Origin of the sequence: Streptomyces sp. NBC_00299, assembly GCF_036173045.1 — a bacterium.
Lineage (GTDB): Bacteria > Actinomycetota > Actinomycetes > Streptomycetales > Streptomycetaceae > Streptomyces > Streptomyces machairae.
On the sequence record NZ_CP108039.1, the window covers coordinates 8249717 to 8265596 of the forward strand.

8 protein-coding genes are annotated in these 15880 nt (G+C 73.0%); 3 read left to right on the forward strand and 5 right to left on the reverse strand.

The features are described 5' to 3' along the window. Window positions 1–3: 3 nt before the first annotated feature. The 3 genes from OHT51_RS36875 to OHT51_RS43425 all read right to left on the reverse strand — a co-directional run bounded on the left by OHT51_RS36875 (window position 4) and on the right by OHT51_RS43425 (window position 1906). Complete coding sequence (locus OHT51_RS36875) at window positions 4–816, reverse strand: ABC transporter ATP-binding protein (RefSeq protein ID WP_328883228.1); 813 nt, start codon at window positions 814–816, stop codon at window positions 4–6. After that, window positions 789–1679 (reverse strand): ABC transporter permease, encoded by an 891-nt coding sequence (locus OHT51_RS36880; RefSeq protein ID WP_328883229.1) that lies wholly within the window; start codon window positions 1677–1679, stop codon window positions 789–791. Before OHT51_RS36880 ends, OHT51_RS36875 begins: the two co-directional genes overlap by 28 nt. Before the next feature lie 143 nt (window positions 1680–1822). Then, the gene (locus OHT51_RS43425; RefSeq protein WP_349817350.1) at window positions 1823–1906 is read right to left on the reverse strand and encodes a putative leader peptide; all 84 of its coding nucleotides are present in this window, start codon (window positions 1904–1906) and stop codon (window positions 1823–1825) included. A gap of 145 nt (window positions 1907–2051) precedes the next feature. Between OHT51_RS43425 and OHT51_RS36885 the strand changes: the two genes are divergently transcribed. The 3 genes from OHT51_RS36885 to OHT51_RS36895 all read left to right on the forward strand — a co-directional run bounded on the left by OHT51_RS36885 (window position 2052) and on the right by OHT51_RS36895 (window position 3286). Next, the gene (locus tag OHT51_RS36885; RefSeq protein ID WP_328883230.1) at window positions 2052–2474 is read left to right on the forward strand and encodes a secondary thiamine-phosphate synthase enzyme YjbQ; all 423 of its coding nucleotides are present in this window, start codon (window positions 2052–2054) and stop codon (window positions 2472–2474) included. 63 nt (window positions 2475–2537) lie between these two features. Next, on the forward strand, window positions 2538–2852 hold the full coding sequence (locus OHT51_RS36890; RefSeq protein WP_328883231.1) for an integrase: 315 nt from the start codon (window positions 2538–2540) through the stop codon (window positions 2850–2852). After that, window positions 2816–3286, forward strand: coding sequence for a recombinase family protein (locus OHT51_RS36895; RefSeq protein WP_328883232.1), 471 nt, complete (start codon window positions 2816–2818; stop codon window positions 3284–3286). The genes OHT51_RS36890 and OHT51_RS36895 overlap by 37 nt, the downstream gene beginning before the upstream one ends. A 474-nt stretch (window positions 3287–3760) precedes the next feature. Here the strand turns inward: OHT51_RS36895 and OHT51_RS36900 are convergent, their stop codons facing one another. Both OHT51_RS36900 and OHT51_RS36905 read right to left on the reverse strand, forming a co-directional pair. Then, the gene (locus tag OHT51_RS36900; RefSeq protein WP_328883233.1) at window positions 3761–14632 is read right to left on the reverse strand and encodes a non-ribosomal peptide synthetase/type I polyketide synthase; all 10872 of its coding nucleotides are present in this window, start codon (window positions 14630–14632) and stop codon (window positions 3761–3763) included. Continuing rightward, window positions 14592–15872 (reverse strand): MFS transporter, encoded by a 1281-nt coding sequence (locus tag OHT51_RS36905; RefSeq protein ID WP_328883234.1) that lies wholly within the window; start codon window positions 15870–15872, stop codon window positions 14592–14594. Before OHT51_RS36905 ends, OHT51_RS36900 begins: the two co-directional genes overlap by 41 nt. Window positions 15873–15880: the final 8 nt, after the last annotated feature.

Sequence of the window (15880 nt, forward strand, 5' to 3'; positions counted from 1 at the left end):
GGTTCAGGCGGCTTCGGCGGCGGTGTCGACGCCGAGCCGCTCCAGGAGTCCGGCGCGCAGTTCCGCGAACCGGGGGTCTGCGATGTCGCGGGGCCGGTCGAGGTCGATGCGCTGTTCGTGCGCGATCACCCCGTCGTCCATCACGAGCACGCGGTCGGCGAGGAGGACGGCCTCCTCCACGTCGTGCGTGACGAGCAGCACCGCGCAGCCGCGCCGCTGCCACAACTCGCCCACCAGGCGCTGGGCCTTGATCCGGGTGAGCGCGTCGAGCGCACCGAACGGCTCGTCGAGCAGCAAAAGATCCGGCTCCCGGACCAACGCCCGGGCGAGAGAGGCCCGTTGGGCCTCGCCGCCGGAGAGAGTCTTGGGCCAGGCGTCCGTACGGTGGTCCAGGCCGACTTCCTTGAGCGCCTGCTCGGCGACGGCACGACCGGGCTTGCCCGGCAGGCCGAGCAGCACGTTGCGCCACACCTTCTTCCAGGGCATCAGCCGCGGCGACTGGAACGCGACGGCCTTGCGGCGCGGTACCAGGACGGTGCCCTCGATGTCGCGGTCGAGGCCGGCGAGGATGCGCAGCAGCGTGGACTTGCCGCAGCCGCTGCGGCCCAGGAGCGCGACGAACTCGCCGGGGCGGACGTCCAGGCGGAGCCGGTCGATGACGGCTCGCCCGTCGAAGGAGCGGGTCAGCCCCTCGACGTGCACGGCTTGGACGGCTTGTGCGGCGACAAGGACGGCCTGGCCGGCCTGGGCGGCGCGGGTGGTCGGCACGGCCTCGGTGGCCTCGGGGCTCACCGGCCGGTGAACGTCGGTCGCCATTGCAGCAGCAGCCTTTCGAGGGAGCGGACGATGAAGTCGGCGAGCAGGCCGAGGAAGGCGTAGACGATCAGGCAGACCACGATCACGTCGGTCCGCAGGAAGTCCCGTGCCTGCACCATGAGGAACCCGATGCCGGAGTCGGCGTTGACCTGCTCGGCGAAGACGAGAGCGAGCCAGGCGATGCCGAGCGAGTAGCGCAGGCCGGTCAGGGCGCCCGGCAGCGCGCCGGGCAGCACGACGTGCCGTACGAGCCCCCACCTGGACAAGCCGAGGGACTCCCCGGCCTCGATCAACTGGGCGTCCACGCCGCGGATTCCGGCGTACACATTGAGGTAGAGCGGGAACGTCACGCCGAGCGTGATGATGGCGACCTTGGGGGCCTCGCCGATGCCGAACCAGATGATGAACAGCGGGATGAGCCCGACGAAGGGCACCGTCCGCAGCATCTGCACGGGCGCGTCGACGAGGTCCTCACCGATCCGGAACAGCCCGGACAACAGGGCGAGTCCGGTGCCGACGACCGTGCCGAGCAGCAGCCCGAGCGCGACGCGCTGCAGCGAGGTGCCCATGGCGGACGTCAGCGAGCCGTCGGCGATCAGGTCACCCCCGACCTGCGCGATCCGGCCGGGCGAGGCGAGCACGTCCGCCGTCAGCACACCGGTGCTGCTGAGGAGTTGCCAAAGGGCGAGCAGCAGCAGCGGTCCGGTGGTGCGACGCAGCCAGCGGGGCACGCGGGTGCGGCGGGCGGAGGTGGGGACGAGTGGGACGAGGTCGGGAGAGGGGCCCGCAGTGACGCCGAGTGGATCGGCTATATCAGAAATATCGGATTCAACCGAATCGGGCGGGGCATGGCTGATGCTCATGAATGCTCCACGGGGGGAGAGCGGCAGGTGATGAGCCGCGCCGCGCCGCGGACCCGCCGCGCCGGATGCGCGATCAGGGCATCAGGCGTGCGGGCAGGGGGGTGTGCAGGCGCGAGGAACGCGGGAGAAGCGAGGAGAGGGCGTCAGCAGCCGCGGCGACACGCGGCGGAGGCCACCCGCAGCAGGTCGATGTGACCGCGCGTGGTGAGCAGGGCTGAACGCAACATGCCGCTGAAATTAGCCAGATGGCGCCGTGACGGTCAACGGTGTCTCGCGAAGTGGACCTCGCGTATCGCGGCCCGGCCGTCACTCCGGCGCCGCCGGCACGTGTCCTCGCGCGTGAACTCCCATGGATGGGCCAGGATGGAGAACATGTCAGACGCCTTCACCACCCGAGTTGTGAACGTGGCCTCCGGCTCCTCGGAGCGGGTCGTGGATGTCACCCGCGAATGCGAGGCCTTCCTGCGGGACGTGGCCCAGGGACGCGACGGTCTGCTGAACGTCTTCGTGCCGCACGCCACGGCCGGCATCGCGGTCATCGAGACGGGTGCCGGCAGTGACGACGACCTCCTGGCCGCCCTGCACACCCTGCTCCCCGCCGACGACCGCTGGCAGCACCGCCACGGCAGTCCCGGCCACGGCCGCGACCACGTCCTCCCGGCCATCGTCCCGCCGCACGCGACGCTGCCTGTGCTGAACGGGCAGCTGGAGCTCGGGACGTGGCAGTCGGTGTGCCTCGTGGACACCAACAAAGACAATCCCAACCGTCAGATTCGACTGAGCTTCCTGGGCTGAGCAAGATCGTCTTGAGTGTGGCCGCCAAATCTCCGTACCTTGCGTGTTCGAAACGGAGAAGTCTTGCGCGGTACGGACCTGAACACGATCGAACGCCCCTACGATGGATGCGGGAAGTGCCTGATCGGCGTGCGACGGCTGTCGCGGATGAAACTCCCCACGTCGTCGCCGGTGCGGCAACGCGAGGACGCGCTGACCGCCGCCGCCTCTGTCGGGGGTCACATCATCGGCTGGGCCGACGACTGGGAGGTGTCGGGCGCCACCGACCCGATGACCCGGCCGAAACTGGGCCCGTGGCTTCGCGATGAGAGGGGTCCGTACGACGCGTTGGTGGCGCAGCCGTGGACCGGCTCGGCCGCAACGTCGTGGACTGCCTGAACACCGGCTACAAGATGCGTGACGAGGGGAAGCTGCTCGTCACCTACGGGCATGACGGTCCGTGGGATCTGGATGACCAGGTCGACGAGAACCGCTTCACTATGGAGGCATGGGGCGCGCAGATGGAACTGCGGGCCATCCAGCGCCGAAACCGCAGCGCTACGGAGAAGACGCGGGCAGCGGGACGCCCGAAGGGGAAGCCTTCCTACGGGTTCCAGTACGTGCGGACCGCCATGGGCGGCAAGATCGATCACGTTGTCCCGCATGCGCACGCCTCGACTGTCATCCGTACTGTCGCCCGTCGGATCCTGGCTGATCCCGAGAACGTCACACCCAGCAGTGAGGCAGCCCGCCTGAGCCGGGCCGGAGAGCCGTCACCCGCTGACCACTTGGCCGTCATGTACGGCAAGCCGGCAGGCGGTCGCCCCTGGTAGCCGACAAGTCTGAAGAACATCCTTCTGTCTGAGGCGGCCTTGGGCTACTTGAAGCACCAGGGCAAACCGGTGATCGACCAAGACGGAAACCCTGTCCGTCTCTGCGAGGGCTTGTGGGACCGACCGACTCACGAGGCATTGAAGAAGGCGCTGGCTCCCCGGTGGACGCCATGGATCGGCCGTCGCACAAACCGGGATTACATGCTCACGGAGCTGGCGCAGTGCGGCCAGTGCCACAACCGGCTGTACACGCAGACCTCTCACGATCAGCCGCCTCGCTACGTGTGCACTGTCCGGAACAAGGGATGGCTGAGCGCGAAGGACTGTCGGCCTGGCGAACCGGGTTCCGTCCCCGGCGCGGTCGTGAGCGGGGCAGGCGGGGTCCCGGGCCGCCGGGCGCGAGGCGAGGGCGAAGACCGGCGAGGCGAACCGCTCGGGCATCCTCTTGCCCCTTCGCGCCGCCTGTCGTGCCGTTCACGATCGGTCAGAGGCGCGCAGAGAGGAGTCGGGAGCCCGTGTGAAGCGCTGCAGGAGCCGGGTGAAATCGTCCGCCCAGGACATGATGGTGGGCTCGTCGAAGAGGTCCGTGGAGTACTCGAAGGTGACGGTGATCGTATCGGCGCCGGGTGCCAGGACCGCGTACAGCTCGTTGCGGGCCACGTCCGACGTGGGGAGGTCACGTACCGAGGCCGACAGGGAGCGCATGTCCAGCTGGGGCGGCGGTGTGGTGACCACGGTGAACAGCACGGTCGGGAACAGCGAGTTGCCCGTCCCCGGCGCCACCAGCTCGACCACCTCCGTCAGGGGCAGTTCCTGGTGGTCGAGCGCGATGAAGAGCGTCGTGCCCAGCCGCGTCACCAGGTCGGCGTACGTGTCGGCCTCGCCCGGCCGGGCGCGCAGAAGGACCGCGTCGCCCAGGAGCCCCACCACGTCGGACCGCTCGCGACGGGAGCGGTTGGCGCTGGACGCCGCCAGCACCACGTCGGACGGCCCGCCGCACAGCGCGGCGACCCACGTGGCGAACGTCGCGGCCAGTACGACGTACGGCGTCGTCCCCAGGCGAATGGCGGCCTCCGCGACCCGCTTCGGGACGTCCCCGTCGATGACCCAGGTGTGCAGGGCGCCCTGGCCGGACAGCTTCGCGGGGCGCGGCCGGTCGTACGGCAGCGGCGGACGCAGGGACACCCCGTCGAGTTCGGTGCGCCAGAACCGTTCGAGATCCGCCCTGCGGTCGTCACTCAGCTGGTGTTCCGCCCTGGCGACGTCGGTGAACTGTAGTGAAACCGGCGGGAGTCGACTGGCGGTGCCCTGATGGCGGGCGTTGTGGAGCTCCCCCAGTTCGCGCCAGACGACGCCCATCGACCAGCCGTCGCACACGGCGTGGTGGAACACCGTCACCAGGACCCAGCGATCCGGACCGAGTCGCGCCAGCCGGAAGCGGAACAACGGCGCGCGGTCCATGGAGAACGGGCGCGTGGCCTGGTCCCGGCACCACCGCTCGACGGCCTCGTCGTCGGCGTGCCCCGTCAGGTCGTCCACCGGCAGGTCCACCGGCACCCGGGCCAGCACCTCGACCACGAAGCGCCCGTCACGCCGGACGGCCCTGCTCCGCAGCGCGTGATGGCGGTCCACCAGGTCCTCCAGGGCGCCCGCCAGGTTTTGTGGGTCGAGGTCGCCGCACAGGTCGATGCGGTGCGCGACGTTGTAGACGCCCGGATCGGCGTGTTCGTGGTGCCGGTGCCACAGCCTGCGCAGCGTGGACGTCATCGGTGCCGTGTCCACCACCCGCTCGGCGGGCGCGGGACGTTCACCGCGTGCGGCCACACCCCGGATCGTGGGGTTCAGGAAGAACTCGGCCATGGACAGTTCCCTGTCCAGCCGGTCCGCCATGCGGTTCAGCAGCCTGATCGCGCTCAGGGAGTGGCCGCCGAGTTCGAAGAAGGACCGGGTCACCGGCACCCGGCCCACGCCGAGCTCCTCGCACCACAGCTCGTGCAGGGCGTTCTCCAGGGGGGTGGCGGGCCGCGTGCCGGCACCCGGCGCCGCGTCCTCCGGCCCGGGCGCGGGCAGCCGCTCCCGGTCCAGCTTGCCCGAGGTGTTCACCGGCAGCCGCTCCAGCCGCACCCAGTGGCGGGGCACCAGGTGGCCGGGCAGCTCCGCCGAGAGCGCCGCGCGCAGCGCGCCCAGGTCGGCATCCTGCGCCGTGGGCACCACGTAGGCGACGAGCTCCTGGTCGCCGTGCGGGTCGCGCCGGGACACGACAGCCGTGTCCCGGACGTCGGGCAGGGCGCTCAACGCCTGCTGCACCTCGCCCGGTTCGACCCGATGTCCCCGGATCTTGACCTGGTCGTCCCGGCGGCCGACGTACTGGAGCGTGCCGTCTGTGCGCCAGCGCCCGAGGTCCCCCGTCCGGTACAGCACGGAGCCCGCGCCGTCCGCGAGGAACGCCTCTGCCGTCTCGGCGGGCCGGGCGTGGTAGCCGTGGGCGACCGCGGCGCCCCCCACGTGGATCTCACCGACCGTGCCTGGCGGAACCTCCCGCCCGGTGCCGTCCAGCAGGGTGATCCGCACACCCGGCAACGGCGTGCCGATCGGCGGCCACTCCTCGCCTTCGGGGTCGACCCGGTGCGAGGTGACGACGACGGAGGTCTCCGTCGGCCCGTACTGGTTGTACAGCGCGCACCCGGGGTGCGCGGCGAGGAACCGGCGGAACGCGCCGGTGAGCTGAAGTGCCTCGCCGGCCGAGAACAGCTCCCGCAGGGACGGCAGTTCGGGCCCGGACTCGACGAGGTACCGGAGCGGGGTGCACGGCATGAACATCCGCTCCACCCCGTGGCGGCGCACCGCCTCCGCGACCGCCGCCGGGTCGTGCCGCACCTCGTCGTCGATCAGGACCAGGGCCGCCCCCGAGCACAGCGTCGTGAAGATCTCCTGCACGCTCACGTCGAACGCGGGCGACGTCCACTGCAGGGTGCGCAGCGCGGAATGGCCCGCCAGGTGCCCGCGCACGAGGTTGACCGGGCCCCGGTGCGGCACGACGACCCCCTTGGGGCGGCCGGTCGAGCCAGAGGTGTAGATGCAGTACGCGGGGTCTTCGGGCCGCGCGCCGTCCGCCGGGCGGGCCTGCGCCGGATCGCCGTCCACCTGCTCCACGAGCCGTACCGGCCCGTACGGGGCATCCGTCCCCAGCCCGGGATGCCGCGCGAGGACGGATGCGGAGGTCAGCAGCAGCACGGGCGCGCCGTCGTCGAGGAGCGCGGCGAGCCGAGGGGTGGGCAGGGACGGGTCGAGCGGCAGATACGCGGCGCCGCTCTTGAGCACCCCCAGCACCGCGGCGATCAGTTCCGGGCCGCGCGGCAGCAGCAGCGCCACCCGCTCCCCGCGCACGGCACCCCGGGCACGCAGATCGTGGGCGAGCGTGTTCGCGCGCCCGTCCAGCTCCCGGTAGCGGATGCTCTGCGCCCCGCTCACCAGGGCCACGGCGTCCGGCGTCCGCCGTGCCTGCCGCTCGAACAGCCCGTGCAGGGTGTCCTCGACGGCGGGCGACGGCTCGTCCAGGCGCCCCAGCCTCGCGACGGCCGCGCGGTCGGCGCCGGTCACGGCCGTCAGTTCCCGCAGCGGCGCGCCTGGGGTGGCGAGGGCACGGCGCAGCACCTGTTCCACGTAGTGCGTGAAGCGGCGCACGGTTGCCTCGTCGAACAGGGCCGTGTCGTACTCGACCATGAACCGCACGCCGTCGCCGTGGTGCGTGAAGTAGACGCTCAGGTCGAACGGAGCCCGCGCGCTCGGCACGTCGAGCAGCGTCGCGGAGAGCCGGGGCGGGTCGAACTCCGCCTCGCCCTCGTTCTCGTACTCCACCATCACCTGGAACAGCGGATTGCGTCCCGGGTCCCGAGACGGGTTGAGCGCTCCCACCAGCTCGTCGAAGGGGACGCCGCTGTGCTCGTACGCCGCGGTGCTGCCGGCGCGCACCCGGTGCAGCAGCGTGGGGAAGTCCGGGTCGCCGGCGAGGTCCAGGCGCAGCGGCACGGTGTCGAGGAAGAGCCCGACATGGCGGTCGGCACCCGCGGGCCGGGCGGCGAGGACGGTGCCGAGCACCACGTCGTCCTGGCCGCTCGTCCGGCCGAGCACCGCCGCGACGGCGCCGGTCAGCGCCATGAACGCAGTGACCCGGTGCCTGGCCGCGAACGCCCGGAGCGCGTCGGTGAGTTCCGCGTCCAGCTCGTGGGTGAGGCTCGCCCCCACCCCCGACCTGACGGGAGGGCGGGGCCGGTCGGTGGGCAGGGCGAGCTCCGGGACTCCCGCCAGCTCGCGCCGCCAGAAGGCGAGGGACGCCGCGTGGTCCGCCGGACGGGCCGGGGCCACCTCCGGCAGAGGCGGCGGCTCGGGGGCGCCGTGTTCCGAGGCGCGGTAGCAGGCCGCCAGCTCGCGGACGAGCACGGCCGTCGAGGCCGAGTCGAAGACGATGTGGTGGGCCAGCAGGAAGAGCAGATGCCGCTCCTCGGACAGGCGCAGCAGCCGCGCCGTCACGAGCGGGCCCTCACGAAGATCGAGGACCCGGCGCCCCTCCGTCGCCAGCGTGGCGCGCAGCGCCTCCTCCTCCGTCGCCCCCGTGTGGTCGTCCACCGGGCATTCCAGGCGTACCCGGTCGCGGATCTCCTGGTACGGGACCCCGCCGTCGTCCAGGAACACCGTCCGCAGCGCCGGATGCCGGTCCGCGACCTGCTGGAGCGCACGGCGCAGAGCCGCCACGTCCAGCGGCCCGTCCAGCCGAACCGCCTTGGGCTCGTGGTACATGCCGGTCCCCGGATGCAGCTGCTCCAGGAACCAGATGCGGCGCTGTGCGGGCGTGAGCGGCACCCGCCGCGGTACGGGGGCCGCCCGCCCCCCGCCCTCGGGCAGCGCCCGGCGGCGGACCCGGTCGAGCACCGGCAGCGCGGCCAGGACCTTCTCCTTCGGGACGCCGAAGTCCACGAAGCAGGCGATCTCGTCCGCTCCGGCGTCCACCAGGCGGCGCACGGTCCCGGCTGCCGTGTCCTCGTCGCCGATCAGGGCACGTGAGGCGCAGTAACGCTCGTAGGCCCGCTCGAGCAGGTACTCCACGTCGTCCTCGGGGGTGTTGTCGAGGTCCGCGGTGAAGCCCAGGCTGTTGGTCACCTGGCCGAAGAGGGAGAGCGAGGAACGCAGGTACGACACGAACGGCCGGTACGCCTCCGCCCGTGCGCGGTCCCCGTCCTCACCGAGGTATGTGTGCACCAGCACCACCACTCGCCCCGCCGCCGGGTCGAGCCCGTGCTCGGCTCGGGTGCGCCGATACAGCGCGATGTTCTCGGCCAGCTGCTCGACGGATTGCGTCATCAGGTTGGTGACCACGCCCAGGCCCTCGACGGCGGCCCGGCGGTAGCTGTCCGGGTTGCCCACCACCGCGACGTACAGGGGGAGTTCCTGCTGCAGGGGGTGGGGGTGGAGGCGTACTTCGACGGGCTCGCCGTCACCGGCGGTCGTCGCCAGCCCTCGCCCCGACCAGAGCTGCCGCACGGTCGCCAACTGCTCGTACATCACTTCGCGGTGGCGCCCGAAGTGCTGCGGGGCGAGCGAGAAGTCGGTGGCGTGCCAGCCGCTCGCGACGCACAGCCCCGCCCTGCCGCCGGAGATGTTGTCGACGACCGACCACTCCTCGGCTACCCGCACCGGATGGTGCAGCGGCAGTACGACCGAGCCCGCGTGCAGCCGGATGCGGCGGGTGCTCGCCGCGAGCGCCGCGGCGAGCACGGAGGGGTTGGGAAACAGCGCTCCGAAGGAGTCGAAGTGCCGCTCCGGGAGCCACAGGGCGTGGAACCCGTGCTCGTCCGCGAACGTCGATGACTCCATGATCAGCGCGTACTTGTCGCGGTCGGCGTCCTCCGGGTAGTCGCCGAAGAAGTACAGGCTGAAGTCGCACCCCCGACCGGGTGTCGGCGGGGGTCCCTGCACGGGACCCGCCGGTGGAATGTGCGGAGCGGGGGCCGGGAGAGTGCGCGGGGTGGAGACCTCTGCCGGGTTCGGAGCGGGCAGAGGTGCCCGGGGCCGGGACGGCGCCGGCCGGCGGGTGGGTGCCTGCGCCGGGGGAGCGGTGGGCGGGGCTCCCGTGGAGGCGAGCACGTCGAGTTGGCGGGACAGCACGCCGGTGACCTGGTCGACCAGATGCTCGGTGAGCTCGAGCTGCCGCCTCAGCAGCTCGTGCAGCCCGGAGGGCGCCTCGGATGCCGGGGTGAGGGCGCCCGGGGCAGAGGTCGCCGGCTCCAGGAGCACGGGCGTGGGCTGGGGCGCGGGTGCGGCCACCGGGTCCTCGCGCTGCCGCTCACGCCCGGCGTGTGGCTGCCGGCCCGCGTTCCCGGGCGTCTCCCCGGGTGTCTCCACGGGTCCCGGCGGCGGCCCCGCGCCGAGCTGCGCGAGGCGTTCCGCCAGCGCGCGCGGGGTGTCGGCCGTGGAGAACAGCTCCCGTACCGGGACGCGCACGCCGTACCGCTGCTCCAGCTCCGCCGTCATGCCCATCAGCGAGAGGGAATCCGCGCCCAGCTCGAAGAACGAGGTGCCGGGGCCGACGTCGGCCATTGGGCGGCCGAGCTTCTCGGCGGTCAGCCGCCGTACGACGGCGAGCAGTTCGTCCGGCACGGTGGGTTCCTCCGAGGGGGTGGCAGGCGGTCCAGACGGATGGTGCGGGGCCTGGGACAGGGGCGTGAGGAGCGACACCACCCGGCGCCTGCGCAGGGGATGACCCGGCAGCGGCACCCTGCCCCCGCCGGTGTTCACCGCGCCCCACTCCAGGTCGGCCCCCCTGCGGTACAGCGAGCCCAGCGAGGTGAGGAGCCCGCACAGCTGGTCGGCCGCTCCCGGACCGGCGCCCTGCCCTTCGAGCCAGCGGCTCTCCGGTACGCAGTGACGGCCCAGGCCGGTGAGGGTGTTCCCGGCGCCCAGTTCCACGAAGTCCCGGCACCCCTGCGCCGCCGCCGCGGCCATGGCCAGATCGAAGCGGACGGTCCGGCGCGCCTGGCCGCAGAGGTAGTCGGCGTCCGGGGTCCAGCCCACCGGGCGCACCAGTCCGTCGGCCGCCGTCACCAGTGGCGTGCGCAACGGGCCGTAGGCCACCCGCTCGGCGTGCGGGCGGAAAGCGCGCAGAGCCGGTTCGACCGCGGCGGAGTGGAAGGCCCTGTCGACGGGCAGCCGCCGCCATCGCAGGCCCTCCCCCTCCAGCAGGCGTACCGCCTCCTCGAGGGCGTCCGGCGGACCGGAGATCACCTGGGAGCGCGGCCCGTTGACCGCCGCCAGTGCGGACCCCGCGGCCCGCGCGATCCGCTCCGCCTCGGCCTCCCCGGTGCGGACGGCGAGCATGCCGCCCGGCGGGCAGGCTGTCTGCATCAGCCGTCCGCGCCACGCCGTGAGCCGCAGCCCGTCGTCGAGCGTGAGGGCGCCGCCCGCGTAGAGGGCCGCGTACTCCCCGACGCTGTGGCCGAACAGCAGCGCGGGGCGCATGCCGGTGGCGCACCACACGTCGGCGAGCGCTGCTTGATGGGCGAACAGGGCGGTCTGGGCCGTCTCGGTCGGCCAGACGCCGTCGTCGGCGGACTCCTCCAGCAGCAGCGGGAGCAGACTGCCGCCGAACTCGTCGGCGTACAGCTCCTCGCACCGGTCGAGGACCCGCCGGGCGGCCGGGTGGGCGGCGTACAGGCCGCTCGCCATGCCGCGCCGGGCGCTTCCCTGCCCGGCGCAGACGAAGGCGAGCGGCCCGAGCGGGGCGACAGGAGTCGCCGGCGGCTCGTCCAGGGCGTCGGCCAGCTCCCCGGCGGTCCCGCCCACGGCGGTGCTGCGCGCCGTGCGATGGGGCCGGCCGAGCGCCATGGTGGCCGCCACGTCCGCCGCCGCGAGGTCCGGCCGCCGGCGCAGCCGGTCGCGGAGCAGGTCGGTGAGCTCGTGCAGCGCCTCCGTGTCGCGCGCCGACACCGGTACCAGCACGGGAAGTCCGGCCGGGTGGGACGCGGACCGAACGGGCGCCTCCTCCAGCACCACGTGCGCGTTCGTGCCGCCGACGCCGAGCGCGCTGACCCCGGCCCTGCGCGGTACGCCGTCCCGCGCCGGCCACGGCCGCAGTTCGGTGCCCAGGACGAGCGGGCCGCCCTCCAGCCGCAGGTCCGGGTTGGGGCGTGTCAGGTGCAGTGTGGGCACCAGCGTGCGGTGGCGCAGCATGAGGACCGTCTTGAGGAGACCGGCCATCCCGGCGCAACTGTCGAGGTGCCCGATGCTCGGCTTCACCGAGCCGACCGTGCAGAACCCGGTACGCCGGGTGCCCTCGCCGAGCGCTCTGCCCAGTGCCTCCAGCTCCACCGGATCGCCGAGACGGGTGCCCGTCCCGTGCGCCTCCACGTACGAGATCGTGTCGGCGGGGACGTCCGCCCTGCGCAGCGCCTGGCGCACGACCTCCACCTGCCCCGCGACACCGGGCGCGCTGAACCCGACCTTGCCCGCCCCGTCGTTGTTCACGGCGGAGCCCAGGATGACCGCGTGCACGGTGTCGCCGTCGGCCAGCGCACGGTCGAGCCGTTTGAGCAGGACGGCCGCCACGCCGTTGCCCCCGACGGTGCCGTCGGCCTCCGCGTCGAAGGCCCGGCAGCGTCCGGTGGGCGACAGGATCGACCCCGGGTGGCTGCGGTAGCCGCCCTCCTGCGGCAGGTGCACGGCCGCCGCGCCGGCCAGGGCCAGGTCCGCCTCACCGCTCAGCAACGCCTGCACGGCGAGGTGGACGGCGACCAGCGAGGTGGAGCAGGCCGTCTGCACACCGATGGCCGGGCCGGTGAGGCCGAGCCGGTAGGCGACGCGGGAGGCGAGGAAGTCGGGCTGCTGCCCGATCGCGGCCTGCATGCCGGCGGCCGGGTCGTCCGGGGTGCCGGTCACGCCGGCCGCGGGCGGGTTCTGGTGGTCGTAGAGGTTCATGCCCGTACCGGCGAACACCCCGACCCTGGTGCCCGGTCCGGCCGCCGCGTAGCCGCCGTCCTCGAGCGCTTCGTGACAGCACTCCAGGAACAACCGGTGCGCGGGATGGGTGAGCCCGGCCTCCCGGGGGCTCATCCCGAAGAAGTCCGCGTCGAAGGCGTCGGCACCGTCGATGACGCCCGCGACCGGGACCAGACCGGGGGCGCGCCGCTGCTCCGGGGACAGCCCGGCCGCGGCGAGGCGTTCCTCGTCGAAGACCCGGACGCTGTCCACGCCGTCGCGCAGGTTCGCCCAGAAACCGTCCGCCGAGTCCGCGCCGGGAAAGCGCAGCGCCAGGCCGACGACCGCGACGCGCCGTTCGGCCGCGTCGGCCGCGTCGCCCCTTGAGGAGGTGGTCACGGGCTGCGGCCGGTCCCCGGGGGTGGCGGTCAGGTGCGCGGCGAGCGCCGTGGCCGTGGGGTGCTCGAAGAACGCGGTCTGGGCGATCGACGTCGCGAGCCGTCGCTCCAGGCGGGCGCGCAGGCGGGTGAGCAGCAGGGAGTTCAGCCCCAGCTCGTAGAACGGCACGTGTGCGTCCACCGGATGCCCCAGGACGGCGTCGATCTCCTCGCACACGACCCGCGTCAGGTCGGGGGAGGGGACGCCGTCGGCGTGCGGCGCGGACCCGGGGCCGAAGCCGCCGGCGATCAGGCGGTGCCGGAGTTCGGCGCGACGCACCTTCCCGGCGGGCGTCCTCGGGAAGTCGCCGTATGATACGGGCAGGACGTGGGAAGCGGTCAGACGCAGCCGGGAGAACAGCGCCGCCTTCACCTCCCGCACGATCCGCGCGTCCTGGTCGGCACCGCGCGTCACGAAGAACACGGCCAGCCGCTCCGTACCGCTGTCCTCGTCCGGTACGCCGCAGGCCGCGACCTCTCCCTGGCGGACCCCGGCCACGGCGGTCGCCGCTTCCTCGACCTCGTGGCAGTACACGTTGTGCCCGTTGAGGATGATCAGGTCCTTGCGCCGGCCGGTGATCACCATTTGCCCGCCGTCGAGGAACGCCAGATCGCCCGTGTCCAGCCAGTCCCGGCCCACAGGGAACGCCTCGGCGTCCGCCTGCGGGTTGTTCACGTAGCCGGGGGTGAGCCGGGCGGGCGTGTGCACCTGGAGGCGGCCGATCCTGCCCGCCGGCACCGCCTCGCCCCGGTCGTCCACGACGCGCAGGGTGACCCCGTGCGCCGGTGAGCCGGCCGCGACGAAGGTGACGCAGTCGTCCTCCGGGGTCCCCGGCTCGGCCCGCACCAGGTCGCCGCCCAGGCTGCTCTTGAGCAGGCGGTGCACGGTGCCCGGCCGGTCCAGCCGTCCGTACGTGACGGCCGTGACCGTCTCCGCCATCCCCCACACCGGCACGATGTGCCCCTCCCGCACCCCGGACGCGGCGGTGGCGTCGAGGAAACGGCGCAGCACCGGCAGCACGATCTGCTCGCCGCCGCACAGCAGCGTCCTGAGGCCGCCCAGGCTGCGTACGCGGTCCGGCCGCTCGGCGAGCGCGTCCGCGACCAGTCCGTACGCGAAGGTCGGCGCCCAGCTGTGCTGCGCCCCGTACGTCTCGACGAGGTCGAGCCAGCGCAGTGGTTCGGCCAGGACCCGCTGGGTCGGCGCGTGGACGTTGGTGCAGCCCACGAAGACCGCCAGCACGTGGTACAGCAGGAACGCGCCACTGTGGTCGACCGGCAGCCAGTTCACCATCGTGTCGTCCGGCCGTACGTCCATGATCCGCCGGGAGCTCGCGGCTAGGTCCGTCAGACCGGCATGGGTGAGCTGTGCCGCCTTGGGTCCACCAGTGCTGCCGGAGGACAGCATCAGCAGCGCGACGTCGGTCCCGGCCGGTTCGACGTGGTCGTCCGCGGGGCTCGCGCCCAGAAGGTCGTGCGCGATCGCGACCCGCAGGTGGGGAGCGGAGGCGGCCAGGTCCCGGGCACCGGTCGTGTCGGTGAGCACCAGCGGTCCGTCCAGCACGGCACATGTGTGCAGTAGGCGTTCGTACGCGGGGGAGCCCGGGACGGCCCGTTCCGCGATCGCCGCGGGCCGGGCGCCGCCCAGCACACAGGCCCAGAAGGCGGGGAAGAACTCCGCCAGTTCGAGCCCGCACAGCACCACCGTGTCTCCGGCACGCAGCCCGCGCCCCCGCAGCCCGGTCAGCAGCCGGCGGGCCCGCGACAGCAACTCGCGGTAGGGCAGGCTGATCGGGGTGCCGTCCGGGGCGATCGCTACGACACCGGCGCCGGAGTCCGCGTCAGCGGCTCGCAGTAGAGCGTCCACGGCGGTGCGAGGGTCGTCCTCGGTGTACTCGGGCTCAGGACCCCGGCAAAGTGCCTGTCCCTGTACGCGCTCCATGCGTGTCCCCTTCTTCTTCTCCACTCGTGGACGACCTCCGGACCGCGGCTGCGGCGAACAGCAGCAGGAGCAGCGCCCCGCACACCGCCGCCCCGTGGAACATCCCGACGACCGTCAGGGCGGGCAGCGCTTCGAGAGCCGCCGCGGCCAGCACCGTGCCCAGCGCGAAGCCGGCCGTCTCCGCCGTGGCGGACATCCCGAACAGCCGGCTGCGCTGCCGGTCGGGTGCGGCCTGAAGGCGTGATGTGTAGACGATCTCGGTCCAGCCGTCCGCGAAGCCCGCGCACGCGGCGGCGGCCATGAGACCGGCGGCGGGCAGGCCGGTGAACGCCGCCACGAAGGACACCGACATCGCCGACGTACCGAACGCGAAGGCCCGTTCGCCCCACGCCGATCCCCCCTGGGTGCGCTTGAGCACCAGGTGGGCGGCGATGGTGCCCACCGCCCACGCCACCCAGAACCGGGTCATGAACAGCGCCGGATCGGACGGGGAGCCGGCGTGTGCGACCACGGGCAGGGCGACGTTGTGCGAGGAGGACGCGAGGGCGTCGACCCCCCGGAGCAGGATCATGCCGAGCAGCAGGCCGGGAAGCCCGGCCACCCCGTGCCACAGGCGCGGGCGGCGCCACGGGCGGTCGGCGTCCTTGCCCCGGCCGTCCCCTTCCCGTGCGGGCTCCTCCTCGCCGTCCGTGCGCGGCCGCAGGACGAGCAGTGCCCCCGCCGACACCGCGAAGCTTGCGGCGTTGACCGCGAAGGCTGCGCCGTAACCGCCCAATCCGATGACGGGAGCAGCCGAGGCGAAGCCCAGCACGGTGGCGATCGAACGCGCCGTGACCAGCAGCCCGTTCGCGCGGGTACGGGACTCCTGGCCGACCATCGCGGGGATGGAACTGCGCAGGGCGACGGTGAAGTACGTGTTCCCCGCCCCCATGACGACGACGGCGCAGCACAGCAGCCAGGTCGGCGTATCGGTCGCGCACAGGGCCAGGACGGTCATGACGAGGCCCTGGGCGAGGTCCGCGCGGACCATCGTCCGCAGGCGGGTGGTCCTGGCCGACAGCGCGGCTGCGGTGAGCCCTGCGACGAACCCCGAGAACAGACGCAGCGCCATCACCAGGCCCACCCCGAAGGCCGTGCCGGTGGCCTCGTACGAGAAGAGGCTCAGCGCGATCAGGTTCAGGTAGTTGCCGTAGCCGGACACCGCGTACGCGCAGACGAGGGCACGGAAACGCAGGTCCACACCCCGCA

Excerpts from the sequence above, each read along its gene's own strand:
- OHT51_RS36900 (WP_328883233.1), bottom strand. The coding sequence starts at position 14,632 with ATGGAGCGCGTACAGGGACAGGCACTTTGCCGGGGTCCTGAGCCCGAG.
- OHT51_RS36875 (WP_328883228.1), bottom strand. The coding sequence starts at position 816 with ATGGCGACCGACGTTCACCGGCCGGTGAGCCCCGAGGCCACCGAGGCC.
- OHT51_RS43425 (WP_349817350.1), bottom strand. The coding sequence starts at position 1,906 with ATGTTGCGTTCAGCCCTGCTCACCACGCGCGGTCACATCGACCTGCTG.
- OHT51_RS36880 (WP_328883229.1), bottom strand. The coding sequence starts at position 1,679 with ATGAGCATCAGCCATGCCCCGCCCGATTCGGTTGAATCCGATATTTCT.
- OHT51_RS36885 (WP_328883230.1), top strand. The coding sequence starts at position 2,052 with ATGTCAGACGCCTTCACCACCCGAGTTGTGAACGTGGCCTCCGGCTCC.